Source organism: Cellulomonas sp. URHD0024, from assembly GCF_000426185.1.
In the GTDB taxonomy this organism is placed as follows: domain Bacteria; phylum Actinomycetota; class Actinomycetes; order Actinomycetales; family Cellulomonadaceae; genus Cellulomonas.
Genome location: NZ_KE384506.1, coordinates 189,011 through 202,743, shown reverse-complemented (window position 1 = coordinate 202,743; position 13,733 = coordinate 189,011). Strand labels below are relative to the sequence as shown.

Here is a 13,733-nt window from a genome sequence, read left to right as displayed (position 1 = left end):
TCACACCTTTCAGTCGGCGGTGACCTCGGTGACCTGGCCGTCCTCGACGTGCCAGCGGCGGGTGAGTCGGACGGTCTCCAACATGCGCCTGTCGTGCGTCACCAGCAGGATCGTGCCCTCGAACGAGTCGAGGGCGGCCTCCAGCTGCTCGATGGCCGGCAGGTCGAGATGGTTGGTCGGCTCGTCGAGGACCAGGAGGTTCACGCCGCGCGCCTGCAGCAGGGCGAGGGCCGCCCGGGTGCGCTCGCCCGGCGACTGCGAGGCCGCGGGCCGGTCGACGTGGTGGGATCCCAGCCCGAACTTGGCCAGGAGGGTCCGGACGTCGGCGGTGTTCCACGACGGGACCTCCCGCGCGAACGCGGTGAGCAGCGACTCCGACCCCTCGAACGCGGCCCGCGCCTGGTCGATCTCGCCGACGAGGACACCGGAGCCGAGGTCCGCAGTCCCCTGAGACGGAACCAGCCGGCCCAGGAGGACCGCGAGCAGTGTCGACTTCCCCGACCCGTTCGGCCCGGTCACGGCGACGCGGTCGAGCCAGTCCAGCTGCAACGTCACCGGCCCGAGCGTGAAGTCGCCGCGGGTGACCGTCGCCTGTCGCAGCGATGCGACCACAGCCCCGGACCGCCCCGCCGACGCGATCGTCATCTGGAGCTGCCACTCCTTGCGCGGCTCCTCGACCACCTCGAGGCGGGCGATCATCTTGTCCGTCTGCCGGGCCTTGGCGGCCTGCTTCTCGGACGACTCGCCGCGGAAGTGCTTGACGTGCTTGTCGTTGTCGGACGCCTTGCGCCGGGCGTTGCGGACACCCTTCTCCATCCACGCCCGCTGCATCCGCGCCCGCTGGTTCAACGCGTCCCTGCGAGCCGTATAACCCTCGTACGCCTCCCGCGCCTGCCGCCGGGCGACCGAGCGTTCCTCCAGGTAGGAGTCGTACGACCCGCCGTAGAGGCTGACCTTCTGCAGGCTGCGGTCGATCTCGACGACGGCCGTCACCGTCCGGCTGAGGAACTCGCGGTCGTGGCTCACGACGACGATCGGCGCCTCCGACCGGTCGACGAACTCCTCCAGGAGGTCGAGACCGTCGGCGTCGAGGTCGTTGGTCGGCTCGTCGAGAAGGTAGACGTCGTAGCGGGACAGCAGCAGCGCGGCGAGGCCCACCCGGGCCGCCTGGCCGCCCGAGAGCGACGCCATCGTCTGGTCGAGGTCGACGGTCAGGCCGAGGTCGTCGGCCACCGTGCCCAACCGGGCGTCGAGGTCGGCGCCGCCGAGCGCGAGCCAGGTCTCCAACGCGTCGGAGTAGAGGTCGTCGGCACCGTCCACCCCTGCGCCCAGAGCGTCCGCAGCCGCGTCCATCGCCGCCGACGCGGGGGCCACGCCGGTGCGGCGCTCCAGGTGTGCCCGGACGGACTCCCCCGGCAGCCGGTCGATCTCCTGCGCCAGGTAGCCGAGCTGCGCGTGCGGCGGGGACACCGAGACACTCCCCTGATCGGGCGCCCGACGACCGCCCAGGATCCGCAGCAGGGTCGACTTCCCGGCGCCGTTCGGCCCGACGAGACCGAGGACGTCTCCCGGCGCGACGACGAGATCGACCCCGTGGAACAGCTCACGATCCCCGAACCCGGCGCCCACGCCCTTCGCCTGCACCGTCGCACTCATGGGCGCCATCCTCCCCCGCCCGGGTACCCGATTCCGCACCGCCGCCGCGCACCGCGCCCAGGAATCAGAGGTTCCGCCGCAGAAACCTCGGCGGATCGTCTGATTCCTGCGCCGCTGCCGGGCGGGGCCGCTGGGGGGATCCGCGGAGGATTGCGCGGGGTTGCCGGGGGCAGAGCGTGACGGAGCAGACAGGTGTCGGACTGAAGGTCGCGTGCCCGCGTGCCGAAGGATGTGTAGACGCCGAGCAAAGGCGTCCCCGAAGCCGATGGACGAGGGCCTCTGTGACGACGCCGAGTGACGCGCTGTACGCCGCACTCTGCGCGCGTGCGCCCCAGACGACACGCGAGCTCACGCGTGGCCTGGCGCGCCTCGGCCAGCGCCTGCTGCTCTCGTCGGACGTGGAACGCCTCCTGGCCGCGGACCCTCGGATCCGGAACGACGGCGGCCGGCCGCTGCAGTGGCGAGCCCTACCCATCGGGCAGGCCCCACCGCTCATCGGTCCACCGACGCCCCGGACGGCGCCGCCCGCGTTGCTGCCGCGGCGCAACGACCGCCGCCGCGAGGTGGTCGACCAGCTCGCGGTCGCCGTTCGGGTCTCCCCGGTCGCCGCGTTCTGGGGGCGGGGGGCGACCGCGTCGGCGCCGGCCACCCCCGAACCCGTCCTCCTGACCGACGTCACGGTCGTCCGGCGGCCGCCGCTCCCCCCCGGGAGCACCCCCCGGTACGTCGGACCCCACCCGCGCCCGTGGCAGGGTGAGGCTCTCGACGCGTGGCTGGCGCACAAGCGCCGCGGCATCGTGCAGTCGGTCGCGGCGACCGGTCGCGTCGGCGTCGGTGTGCTCGCCGCGTGGGACGGCGTCACGCGCGGGGAGAAGGTCCTCGTGCTCGTCCGGAACACCGACCTCCAGGACCACTGGCTGCGGACGCTCGAGCTCCAGCTGCCCGGGCTGTCGCTGGGGCGGCGGGGTGGCGAGGCCAGCCACACGTTCGACGACTGCGACGTCCTCGTGTCGATCGCGTCGGCGGCGCGCGACGACCTGCTGCCCGAGGGTGCGCACGGGCTGCTCATCGCCGACGAGGTCCACCGGTTCGGCTCGAGCGCGCTCGCGCCGACGCTCGCCGACCGGTACGACGCCCGCCTCGGCCTCTCCGTGTCCCTCGAGGGTGCAGACGAGGCCCTGCTGCCCTACTTCGACGCGGTCCTCGACGGCTGCGACCTGCGCCGCGGACGCGCCGACGCCGAGATCGCCCGGTTCCGGGTGGGCCTGGTGCCGGTCGAGCTCACACCCGACGAGCACGCCGAGTACCGCGAGCTGAGCGTGCGGATCGACCAGCTCGCGGCTCGCCTCGTCGCGACCCACGGGTGCCACCCCGAGACCTTCCTCGACGACGCCGCGCGCCTGCAGGCGGCCTGGGCGGACCGACCGGAAGCCGCGACCGACGCGAGCGCCTACCTGCGTGCCGTGAGCGCCCGCCGGCTGGTCGCCGCTGCGTCCGTCGCCAAGCTCGACGCGCTCCCCCGGCTCTCGCCGACGCTGGCACGCCACGCGCACAGCCTCGTCTTCACGCACTCGGCCTCGGACGCCGAGACGGCCGCGACCGTGCTGCAGGACAACGGCGTGGACGCCGAGCGGTTCCCGCACGGCCGTCCCTCGGAGACTCGCCTCGCGACGATCCGAGAGCTGCGCACGGGAGAGGTGCGGGCACTGACCGCTCACCGACCCATCTCGACGGGCAACGACCTCCCACCCGTGACGACGGTGGTTCTCCTGGCCGGCACCCGGACGGGACGGCAGCTCGTCGAGCGGGCCGATCCGGTGCTGCACCCGAACCCGTCCGACACGATCTCCACGGTCCTGCTGGTCTTCGCCCGCGGCACGGTCGAGGACCCGGGCCAGGGTCATCTGACGGACCTGCTCGACGCCGCGACGGAGGTCCGCACGTTCGGGATCGATGCCGAGGGCGCCACGATCGCCGCCTGGTCCGTCGGGCTCTGACACCGCCCCGCCGCGCGGCGTCGCGGCTCCTCGGGTAGAACCGAGCGCGTGAGGATTCCCGACACCGGCGACCTGTGGTGGAAGAACGCGGTCATCTACTGCCTCGACGTCGAGACGTACATGGACTGGAACGACGACGGCGTCGGTGATCTGCAGGGCCTCGTGCAGCGGATCGACCACCTGGCCGACCTCGGCGTGACCTGCCTCTGGCTGATGCCGTTCTACCCGACGCAGGACTACGACGACGGCTACGACATCTCCGACTTCCTGGGGGTGGACCCGCGCCTGGGCGACGTCGGCGACCTGGTCGAGGTGATCCGCACCGCGCGCGACCGCGGGATCCGGGTGATCGCGGACCTCGTCGTGAACCACACGTCCTGGAAGCACCGGTGGTTCCAGGAGGCGCGCAAGAGCACCGACAACCCGTATCGCGACTTCTACGTCTGGCGCTCCGACAAGCCGCCGTCGACCAAGGACAAGGTGGTCTTCCCCGACAAGGAGACGGGCATCTGGACGAAGGACGACGCCACCGGCGAGTGGTACCGGCACACCTTCTACCACCAGCAGCCCGACCTCAACACCGCGAACCCGCAGGTCAGGGACGCGATCGCCAAGGTGGTCGGCTACTGGGCGGAGCTCGGCCTGAGCGGGTTCCGGGTGGACGCCGTGCCGTTCTTCCTGGCCGACGCGGCCAACACCCCTGGCGACGACATCGAGCACAAGCACGACTTCCTCAAGGAGCTGCGCTCGTTCCTGACCCGCCGGGTGGGCGACGCGATCCTGATGGGCGAGGTGAACCTCCCCTACGCCGAGCAGCGGCCGTACTTCGGCGGCGGGACCGCCGACAGCGACGAGCTCACCCTGCAGTTCGACTTCATCGGCATGCAGAACCTCTACCTGGCGCTGGCGCGTCGGGACGCTGCGCCGATCGCCAGCGCGCTCGCGGCCCGCCCGGAGATCCCCCACGACGCCCAGTGGGCCACGTTCGTGCGCAACCACGACGAGCTCACGCTCGACAAGCTGACGGACGACGAGCGCCAGGAGGTGTTCGACGCGTTCGGGCCGGACCCGGACATGCAGCTGTACGGGCGAGGCCTGCGGCGCCGGCTCCCGACGATGCTGGACGGCGACCCGCGCCGCATCAGGATGGTCTACTCCCTGCTGTTCTCGCTGCCGGGGACGCCGGTGCTGTTCTACGGCGAGGAGATCGGGATGGGCGAGAACCTCGCTGCAGAGGGCCGGATGGCGGTGCGCACGCCGATGCAGTGGACGTCGGGAGCCAACGGCGGCTTCTCGCACGCGACCCCAGGTCGCCTGCCCGGGCCGGTGACCACCGGCGGCTTCGCCCCCGAGCACGTCAACGTCGCCGACCAGCGCCGCGACCAGGATTCGCTGCTCAACTTCGTCCAGCTCCTGATCCGCCGCTACCGGGAGAGCCCCGAGCTCGGCTGGGCCGCGAGCCCGGAGATCCTGGACCAGCCGCACGACGCGGTCCTCGCGCACCGCAGCACGTGGGGCGACGGCTCGACGATCACGGTGCACAACCTGGGCCCCGAGCCGGTCGTGGTCCCGCTGCGGTTCGACGACTGCGACGACACCGTCCTGCTCGTCGACCTGCTGCGCGACGGCACGTGCACGATCGATGCGCGCGGACGCACGGACGTCGACCTGGAGGGCTACGGCTACCGGTGGCTGAGGGTCGTCCGGCCCGACGACCGCCGCCTGATCTGAGTCGTCACCCGGACGCCTCAGCGCGCTCCCAGCGACGTCGCGTACCGTACCGGCGTCCACGCCGTTCCGGGCCGGACCTGACCCCGACGGAGACACTCGTGCGACGTCCGACCCCCGCCCGCCGCGGCCTCGCCGCCACGGCGCTCGCCCTGGCCCTCGGCCTCACCCTGGCCGCCTGCTCCGGCAGCTCCGACGACGACCCGAGCGCGTCGCCGACGCCGAGCGCGACGTCGGCCGAAGACACCGCCGACCAGGCTGCGGTCGACGGGATCACGGTGGAGGGCGACGCCGGCGCCGCGCCCACGGTGACGCTGCCGAGCACGCCGTTCAACGTCTCGAGCGTCATCGTCAAGGTCGTCGAGCCCGGCACGGGCGACACCATCGAGGACGGCCAGCAGCTGGCCATCAAGTCGGTCATCATCTCCGGTGCCGACGGCTCGGTCGCCACGTCGACGTACACCGGCGAGCCCGACAAGGTGCTGCTCACCTCGGACCTCGGGGACCTGCACAAGAAGCTCGTGGGCCAGAAGGTCGGCGCCCGGTTCGTCGTCACGCAGCCGCCGCAGTCGGCCACCGACCCCACCTACGTCCGCGTCGCCGAGATCGTTAGCGCGGAGACGCTGCCCACCCGCGCGACGGGTACCGCGGTCAAGCCGCCCGCCGGCCTCCCGACCGTGGCTCTCGACGCCGAGGGTGTGCCGACGATCACCGCCGCCACCGGTGCGGCGCCCACCACCCTCGTCGCCCAGCCGCTCATCACGGGCACCGGGGACCCGGTCACCGCCGAGCAGACCTTGACGGTGAACTACGACCTGGCGCTCTGGGACGGCACCAAGGTGACGTCCACCTGGGAGGACGGCAAGCCCGCGCAGTTCCCGCTGAGCAGCGTGATCCCGGGCTGGCAGGAAGGCCTCGTCGGCAAGCCCGTCGGCAGCCAGGTGCTCCTCGTCGTCCCGCCGGCCAAGGGTTACGGCGCCAAGGCGTCGGACACGATCCCGGCGAACTCGACGCTCGTCTACGTGGTGGACATCCTCGCGGCCGAGTGACGCCGCCGTGAGGAGCCCGGGACGCCCGAACGGCGTCCCGGGCTCGTCTGCGTCTGCCGTGTCGTCTGACGTGTCGTCTGCGGTGTTGTCTGCCGTGTCGTCTGCTTTCGTCGAACACTCGTGGCTTTCGCCGACCCTGGCTAGGGTGGCTCCCACAGCCCCTACCGGGAGACGCCGATGGCACCGACGCCGAGGATCCGCACGGTGGCGCTGCTCGGCGCCGCAGGATCTGGGAAAACCACCCTCACCGAGGCCCTCCTCCATCGTGCGGGCGTGCTGACGCGCATAGGCCGGGTCGAGGACGGGTCCACCGTGACCGACCACGAGCCTGAGGAGATCGCCCGCGGGCAGTCGCTGGCGCTGGGCGTCGCACCGTTCCCTTGGACCACCGCGCACGGTGCGTACGACGTCACGCTGCTCGACGCCCCCGGCTCGGCCGACTTCGCCGGCGCGCTGGACGCCGCCGTCGCGGCAGCAGACCTCGCGCTCGTCGTCGTCAGCGCGGTCGACGGGGTCCAGGCGGGCACGCACGCGGCGTGGCGAGCCGCCGTCGATGCGGGCCTGCCCCGGATCGTCGTCGTGACCAAGGAGGACAAGGCGCGCGCCGACTTCCGGCACGTTCTCGCAGACCTGCGGACGGCGTTCGGCGACGGCCTGGTGCCGCTGGAGCTGCCGCTGGGCGAGGAGACGGCGTTCACCGGCGTCGCCGACGTGCTCACCGACGAGGGCCTGGCCTACGACGGCGACGGGCGGCACCACGTCGAGCCGCTCGGGGCAGCCATCGCCGACGAGGAGCACCGGCTGCACGACGAGGTCACCGAGGAGATCGTCACGCATGACGACGAGCAGCTCGAGCGGTACCTGTCGGGCGACGTGCCGAGCGTCGACGAACAGCTCACCACGCTCGCGCACGAGGTCGCCCTGCTCACCGCGTTCCCCGTGCTCGTCGTCTCGGGCGTCACGGGCGTCGGCGTGGACCGGCTCGCGGACCTGCTGTGCGACCTCGGCCCGGACACCAGCGACCGGTCGGTCGTCATCGGCTCCCGCACGGTGTCGGTCAAGCCCGACCCGACCGGCCCGGCGCTCGTGCACTGCTTCCGGACGCTCGCGGACCCGTTCGTCGGCCAGGTCACCCTGTTCCGGGTGCTCAGCGGCACGGTCCGCCCGGGCGACCGGCTGGTCAACACGACGACCCACACCGAGGAGCGCGTGCCGGGACTGTTCCGCCTGCGCGGCAAGGAGCACCTGCCGCTCGACTCGGTGCCCGCCGGGCAGATCGGCGCCGTCGCGAAGCTGACCGGCACACCGTCCGGCTCGCTGCTGGCCGACCGCAGCGGGCCCGGCGCCTCCGCGACGATCCCGCAGCACCACCGCGAACCGGTGTTCGGGCTGTCGCTGGAACCCGTCAGCCAGTCCGACGACGACCGCCTGTCCGCCGCCCTGACCCGCCTGACGGCCGAGGACCCGACCCTGTCGGTGTCCCGAGAGGGCGATCGGACCGTCCTGCGCGGGCTCGGCGACACCCACCTCGCGGTCGCGCTGGAACGGCTGGCGCGCGTGTTCGGGGTGCACGTCAGCACCTCACCGGTGCCCGTCGGCTACCGCGAGACCATCCGTCGGCAGGTCGAGGCCGAGGGCAAGGTGAAGAAGCAGTCCGGCGGTCACGGGCAGTACGCCGTGGTGCAGCTGCGGGTCTCGCCGCTGCCGCACGGCTCGGGGTTCGAGTTCGTCGACGCCATCGTCGGCGGCGCCATCCCGCGGACCTACGTCCAGGCGGTGCACAAGGGAGTGGCCGAGGCCATGGCGTCGGGCGGCCCGCACGGGTACCCCGTGGTCGACCTGCGCGTCGAGGTCTACGACGGCAAGTCGCACTCGGTCGACTCCTCCGAGATGGCGTTCCGGACCGCCGCCGCCTCGGGCATCCGCGAGGCGTTGTCGACGGGCGGCACGACCGTCCTCGAGCCGATCAGCCGCGTCTTCGTGACCGTCCCCAGCGCGGTCCAGGGTGACGTGATGAGCGACCTGTCGTCGCGCCGCGGGCACATCAGCGCGACCACGTCGCTCGACGACGGGACCGTGCGCATCGAGGCCTCGGTGCCGGAGGCCGAGCTGGCACGCTACGTGCTCGACCTGCGCTCGCTCACGGGCGGACGCGGGGAGCTGTCGATGGAACCGGACCGCTTCGAGGTGTGTCCGGACCACCTGGTTCCCGCATAGATACGGTCCACTGACCGGTCGCACTCAGCGCGCTCCCAGGCAACTCGCGTACCGTTCCCGCCGTTCCGCCGTCCCGGGCGTGGACCCGAATCGACGGAGGACCTCCCGTGCGCCGAAACCGCACCGCCCGCCGCGGCCTGGCTGCCGTGGCCGTCGCCCTGACCTTGGGCCTGTCCCTGGCCGCCTGCGGCGGCGACTCCGGCGACAAGCCGTCGCCGTCCGCGAGCGCCTCGACCGGCGACGAGTCCGCGGCCGCTGCCGCGGACAAGGCGGCCCTCGCCAAGGTCGACGTCTCGTGGTCGGACGACAAGGCACCGGTCGTCACGCTGCCCAGCAAGCCGTTCTCCGTGACAACTCCCGTGATCGAGGTCCGGGAGCCCGGCAAGGGTGCGGAGCTCAAGGCCGGCCAGTCCATCACGATCGACTTCGTCGCCGTGTCCGGCGCCGACGGCAAGGTCGCCCACGACACCACCTCCACCGGCCCCGAGCCGGGGACGCTGGGCAAGGGCTCCGTGCTCGACGGCCTCATCGGCGAGAAGGTCGGCGTCCGCTTCGTGCTCGCCGGCCCGCCGCAGCAGGGCGGTACGGAGTCCACCGTGATCGCCGGCCAGATCGTCGACGCCAAGGACGCTCCGACGCCCGCGCCGGGAGTCACCAAGGCGGCCGGTGAGGCCGTCCCGCCCGTCGCCGGCCTCCCGACGGTCACCCTCGACGCCAACGGCAAGCCGTCGGTCACCCCCGTCAGCACCCCTGCGCCCACCACGCTGGTCGCCCAGCCGCTGATCAAGGGCACGGGCCCGGTCGTCACCGCGGACCAGACGCTGGTCGTCCAGTACAGCCTCTTCCTCTGGGACGGCACCCCGGTCGAGTCCTCCTGGGAGAGCGGTCAGCCGGCGACGTTCGCGCTGAACGCCGTCATCCCGGGCTGGACCGAGGGCCTCGCCGGCCAGACGGTCGGCAGCCAGGTGCTGCTCGTCGTGCCGCCGGACAAGGGCTACGGCGCCAGCGGCCAGGGCGACAGCATCCCGCCCAACTCCACGCTGATCTTCGTCGTGGACATCCTCGCGGCGTCCTGACCGTCCCTTCTGCACGACCTTCACGACGAACCCCTCGGGCCTGTGCTCGAGGGGTTCGTCGCTTCTGGGAGGCTTGGCCGCGTGACGGAGGAACGGGAGATCGCCCAGCTGACCCGACTGGTCCGCGAGTTCAGCACCGAACGGGACTGGCAGCAGTTCCACGACCCGAAGTCGGTGATCCTGGCCCTCGTCGGCGAGGTCGGTGAGCTCGCCGAGCTGTTCCAGTGGGTGCCCGCCTCCGAAGCCGTCTCTCGCTTCGCGTCCCCGGAACGGCACGCGCGCGCCGCCGAGGAGATGGCCGACATCCTCGTCTACCTCGTCTGCCTGGCCGACGTGCTGGGCGTGGACCTGGGGTCTGCGGCGCGGGCCAAGCTCGCCGACTCGCACCGTCGGTTCGCCGCCGACGAGGTCCGCGGCGTCGCCCCCGAGAAGCCCTGACTATCCTCGTCGGCATGGCCCGCTACTTCGATGTGCACCCCGAGAGTCCCCAGCCGCGGTCCATCGCCCAGGTGGTCGAGCTCCTGCGCAACGACGCCCTGATCGCGTACCCGACGGACTCCTGCTACGCGCTCGGCTCGCGGATGGACAACCACGACGGCGTGGACCGCATCCGCCAGATCCGGCGCCTGGACGACAAGCACCACTTCACGCTCGTCTGCGCCGACTTCGCGCAGCTCGGCCAGCTGGTGCAGCTGGACAACAGCGCGTTCCGGGCGATCAAGGCCGCGACACCGGGGCCCTACACCTTCATCCTCCCGGCCACCGCCGAGGTGCCCAAGCGGCTGGCGCACCCGAAGAAGCGCTCCGTCGGCGTACGCATCCCCAGCCACCCGGTCGCGATCGCGATCCTGCGGGAGCTCGGCGAGCCGCTCCTGTCCAGCACCCTGCTGATGCCCGGCGCCGAGTGGCCGATGGTCGAGGGCTGGCAGATCAAGGAGGAGCTGGACCTCGTGCTCGACGCGGTCGTCGACGCCGGGGACTGCGGGACGGAACCGTCCACCGTCGTCGACTGGACCTCCGGCGCACCGGAGGTCGTCCGTGTCGGCGCCGGCGACCCGTCGCGGTTCGCGTAGGCGGGCCTGGATGCGACGAGAGCGGCAGATGGCGGTGAGCGCGGCGGTGCGGTGTGCCGCTCTCACCGCACAGCGCCGCTCTCGGGGGAGGTAGCCGTGGCGTACGTGGGCGTCGTCGGGCCGTCCGACGCGTCTGCCGACGAGATCGAGGCTGCGTACTCTCTGGGTCGCGCGCTCGGCGCCCGTGGGCACGTGGTCGTGTGCGGAGGGCTCGGCGGCGTCATGGCGGCCGTGTCGCGAGGGGCCGCTGAGGCCGGGGGTGTCGTCTTCGGGATCCTGCCGGGCTCCGACCCTGCCGACGCGAACCCGCACGTCACCGTCGCGTTCCCGACCGGCCTCGGCGAGCTGCGCAACGGTCTGCTCGTCCGCAGCAGCGAGGTGGTCGTGAGCATCGGCGGCTCGTGGGGGACGCTCAGCGAGGTTGCCCTGGCCGTGCGGACCGGCGTCCCGGTGCTGGCGCTGCGCGGCTGGGACCTCCCCCCCGGTCCGGAGCCGGTGTCCTCGGTGGCCGAGGTGCTCGAACGCCTCGACGCCTTGCTCGCCAGCGGACCGAAGACCAGCACTGCCGACGGACCGGCGACCGGGTTCGCGACGGGCGGCGCCGACGGACCGCCGAGCGGACCGCAGACCGGCAGCGCCGACGGACCGCAGATCGGCGACGCAGAGGGGCCGCCCTCCGGGCCCGCAGCGGGCGGACCCGGGCGTGCCTGAGTCGCGACGAGCGAATCCCGCGGTGCGACTACCCGATCCTGCCGAGCCCCGGGCCGATCGGGCCGAGCCCCGGGCCGATCCGGCCGGGTCCCTCGCCGGTCCGGATGACGTCGTGCGGGCCGCTGCGGGTGCGGCTGACGTGGCCGCGCTCGACGCGGTCGTGCCCACCTGCCGGGCGTGCCCGCGGCTGGTCGAGTGGCGGGAGCTCGTCGGCATCGAGAAGCGTGCTGCGTTCCGCGACGAGACCTACTGGGCGCGGCCCGTGCCCGGGTTCGGGGACCCCCGGGCCCGGGTCCTCGTCGTCGGACTCGCTCCCGCCGCGCACGGCGCCAACCGGACGGGCCGGATGTTCACGGGCGACCGCTCGGGCGACTTCCTGTTCGCGGCGATGCACCGCACGGGATTCGCGTCCCAGGCCACCTCGACGTCGCGAGACGACGGCCTGACCCTCACCGACGTCCGTGTCACCGCACCCGTCCGCTGCGCACCACCCGCCAACGACCCGACCCCGCAGGAACGGCGCACCTGCGGACCGTTCCTGGCGCGCGAGCTGGCGTTGCTGAGACCTCAGGTCGTCGTAGTGCTCGGTGCGTTCGGCTGGCAGGCGCTGCTGAGCACGCTCGGCGAGCAGGGCTGGGCGGTGCCCCGACCGCGACCGCCGTTCGCACACGGGACGGAGGTCGTCCTCTCGCACCCGTCGATCGGGTCACTGACCGTGCTCGGCTGCTTCCACGTGAGCCAGCAGAACACGTTCACCGGCCGCCTCACGCCCGAGATGCTCGACGCGGTGCTGCGGCGGGCTCGGGCGCTTGTCGGTCCCTCCGGCTAACGTCGCCGGCATGGAGATCTCGTTCGTCGCCGGGTTCGGTCCGATCACTCCTGACGCGGGCGCTGCACGTGCGTTCTGGGAGGACGGGCTCGGCATCGCACTCGAGGAACCGGCCCCCGGCTACCTGACCAACGACTCGCTCGAGGGCGTGAAGGCGTTCGCGCTGTGGCCGCTCGCCCAGGCGGCGGAGTCGACGTTCGGCACCCCGGACTGGCCCGCAGACCTTCCGACGCCGCAGGCCTGGCTCGAGTTCGACCTGGCGTCCGTGGACGCGGTGGTCGCGGGTGTCGCGGAGCTCGTCGCCAAGGGACATCGGCTGCTGCGGGACACCACCGAGGAGCCGTGGGGCCAGACGACCGCCCGGCTGCTCAGCCCAGAAGGGCTTCTCGTCGGCGTCACCTACACCCCGTGGCTGCACGGTGAACCGACGAGCCCGTGACTGTCCCGGGTTGGCCTCGATCGCCCTGCGACCGAGGCCGGGATCCGCCTCGTCAGCCCGCCGTCGTCGCCGCGCTGTCCGGCGTCAGGCAGAGGTTGTTGCCCGACCCGTCGGCCAACGCGAACGGGGCGTCGGCGGCGTTCGGGCACGGTGTGCCGTACGCGACCAACCCGCTCGCCCGGTAGGCGTGCGGGTCGTCGCAGGACACCTGCCAGAAGGTCCCGTTGCCGCTGTCCCAGCAGGAGCCCACGCCCGCCGGACCCAACGTCGGCGAGGCCGACGCGGAGACCGCGTTGACGCTCGTGACGACCGCCAGCAGGACCGCGATCGAGCCGCCGAGGACCGCGAGGTTCAAGGTCGACGACCTCCACTGCTCGCCACCGAGCTCGACCATCGCCCAGTAGCGCCGACGCGACACGTAGAACGCCAGGAGGCCACCGATCACGCACGCGGCCGAGACGTAGTGGCCGCCGACGTAGGCGTCGTGCGCCTCGCTCGGGACGGAGAGCGTCGCGGTCACGGCACCCACCAGCAGGAGGGCGAGACCGAACCAGAACGCCCGCGCGGCCCGCCCGCGCATCGTGGCGATCGCCTTCCGGTCGTCGTCGCGGTAGGGCGCCGCGCGGCGGGCGCCGCCGTTCGCCTGGTCTGACGCCGGCTGCTGCTGGGGAACGCTGCCGAATCGTGACGGCTGGACGCCTTGCGCACCGTAGGGCGCGCCCGGCAGCGGCGCGTGCGCGGACGACGGAGCGTACGCGGGCGGGGTATGGCTCGGCGTGTCCGCCGGGGCGGCGTAGCTCGGCGCGGCCGAGGCAGGGGTCGCGTACCCCTGCCCAGCCGGGGTCGCGTAACCCTGGCCAGCCGTAGCCGCGTAACCCTGCGTCGCCGGAGCGGCGTAACCCTGCGTCGCTGGAGCCGCGTAACCCTGCGTCGCCGGAGCCGCGTAACCCTGCGTCGC

General features: G+C 72.7%; 11 protein-coding genes and 1 pseudogene. 10 read left to right on the top strand and 2 right to left on the bottom strand.

The window, feature by feature from the left end:
* Window positions 1–9: 9 nt before the first annotated feature.
* Entirely contained in the window at window positions 10–1,656 is a 1,647-nt protein-coding gene (locus I847_RS0120620) for an ABC-F family ATP-binding cassette domain-containing protein (RefSeq protein ID WP_028051219.1), read from the bottom strand.
* A 281-nt stretch (window positions 1,657–1,937) separates the two neighbouring features.
* Here I847_RS0120620 and I847_RS0120615 point away from each other — a divergent pair, with 281 nt between their 5' ends.
* From I847_RS0120615 to I847_RS0120570, 10 genes are all read left to right on the top strand, one after another.
* Window positions 1,938–3,653 (top strand): DEAD/DEAH box helicase, encoded by a 1,716-nt coding sequence (locus I847_RS0120615; protein WP_028051218.1) that lies wholly within the window; start codon window positions 1,938–1,940, stop codon window positions 3,651–3,653.
* Window positions 3,654–3,701: 48 nt separating this feature from the next.
* On the top strand, window positions 3,702–5,384 hold the full coding sequence (locus I847_RS0120610) for an alpha-amylase family protein (RefSeq protein WP_028051217.1): 1,683 nt from the start codon (window positions 3,702–3,704) through the stop codon (window positions 5,382–5,384).
* 98 nt (window positions 5,385–5,482) lie between these two features.
* A complete protein-coding gene (locus tag I847_RS0120605; RefSeq protein ID WP_028051216.1) occupies window positions 5,483–6,430 on the top strand; it encodes an FKBP-type peptidyl-prolyl cis-trans isomerase in 948 nt (315 codons plus the stop codon).
* A gap of 177 nt (window positions 6,431–6,607) precedes the next feature.
* Entirely contained in the window at window positions 6,608–8,647 is a 2,040-nt protein-coding gene (locus I847_RS0120600) for a translation factor GTPase family protein (RefSeq protein ID WP_028051215.1), read from the top strand.
* A gap of 107 nt (window positions 8,648–8,754) precedes the next feature.
* Entirely contained in the window at window positions 8,755–9,723 is a 969-nt protein-coding gene (locus I847_RS0120595; protein ID WP_028051214.1) for an FKBP-type peptidyl-prolyl cis-trans isomerase, read from the top strand.
* An 81-nt stretch (window positions 9,724–9,804) separates the two neighbouring features.
* Window positions 9,805–10,161, top strand: coding sequence for a nucleotide pyrophosphohydrolase (locus I847_RS0120590; protein WP_028051213.1), 357 nt, complete (start codon window positions 9,805–9,807; stop codon window positions 10,159–10,161).
* A gap of 14 nt (window positions 10,162–10,175) precedes the next feature.
* Window positions 10,176–10,796 carry an L-threonylcarbamoyladenylate synthase gene (locus I847_RS0120585; protein WP_028051212.1) on the top strand — a complete coding sequence of 207 codons (621 nt, stop codon included), beginning with the start codon at window positions 10,176–10,178 and terminating at the stop codon, window positions 10,794–10,796.
* Window positions 10,797–10,892: 96 nt separating this feature from the next.
* Window positions 10,893–11,507: a TIGR00725 family protein gene (locus tag I847_RS25130; protein WP_081681198.1), complete on the top strand. Its 615-nt coding sequence runs from the start codon at window positions 10,893–10,895 to the stop codon at window positions 11,505–11,507.
* A gap of 112 nt (window positions 11,508–11,619) precedes the next feature.
* Window positions 11,620–12,336 (top strand): uracil-DNA glycosylase, encoded by a 717-nt coding sequence (locus I847_RS0120575; protein ID WP_028051211.1) that lies wholly within the window; start codon window positions 11,620–11,622, stop codon window positions 12,334–12,336.
* Window positions 12,337–12,346: 10 nt separating this feature from the next.
* A complete protein-coding gene (locus I847_RS0120570) occupies window positions 12,347–12,775 on the top strand; it encodes a VOC family protein (protein ID WP_028051210.1) in 429 nt (142 codons plus the stop codon).
* 52 nt (window positions 12,776–12,827) lie between these two features.
* Here I847_RS0120570 and I847_RS27260 read toward each other — a convergent pair.
* Window positions 12,828–13,733 (bottom strand): annotated as a pseudogene (locus tag I847_RS27260) (hypothetical protein); the annotation flags it as partial.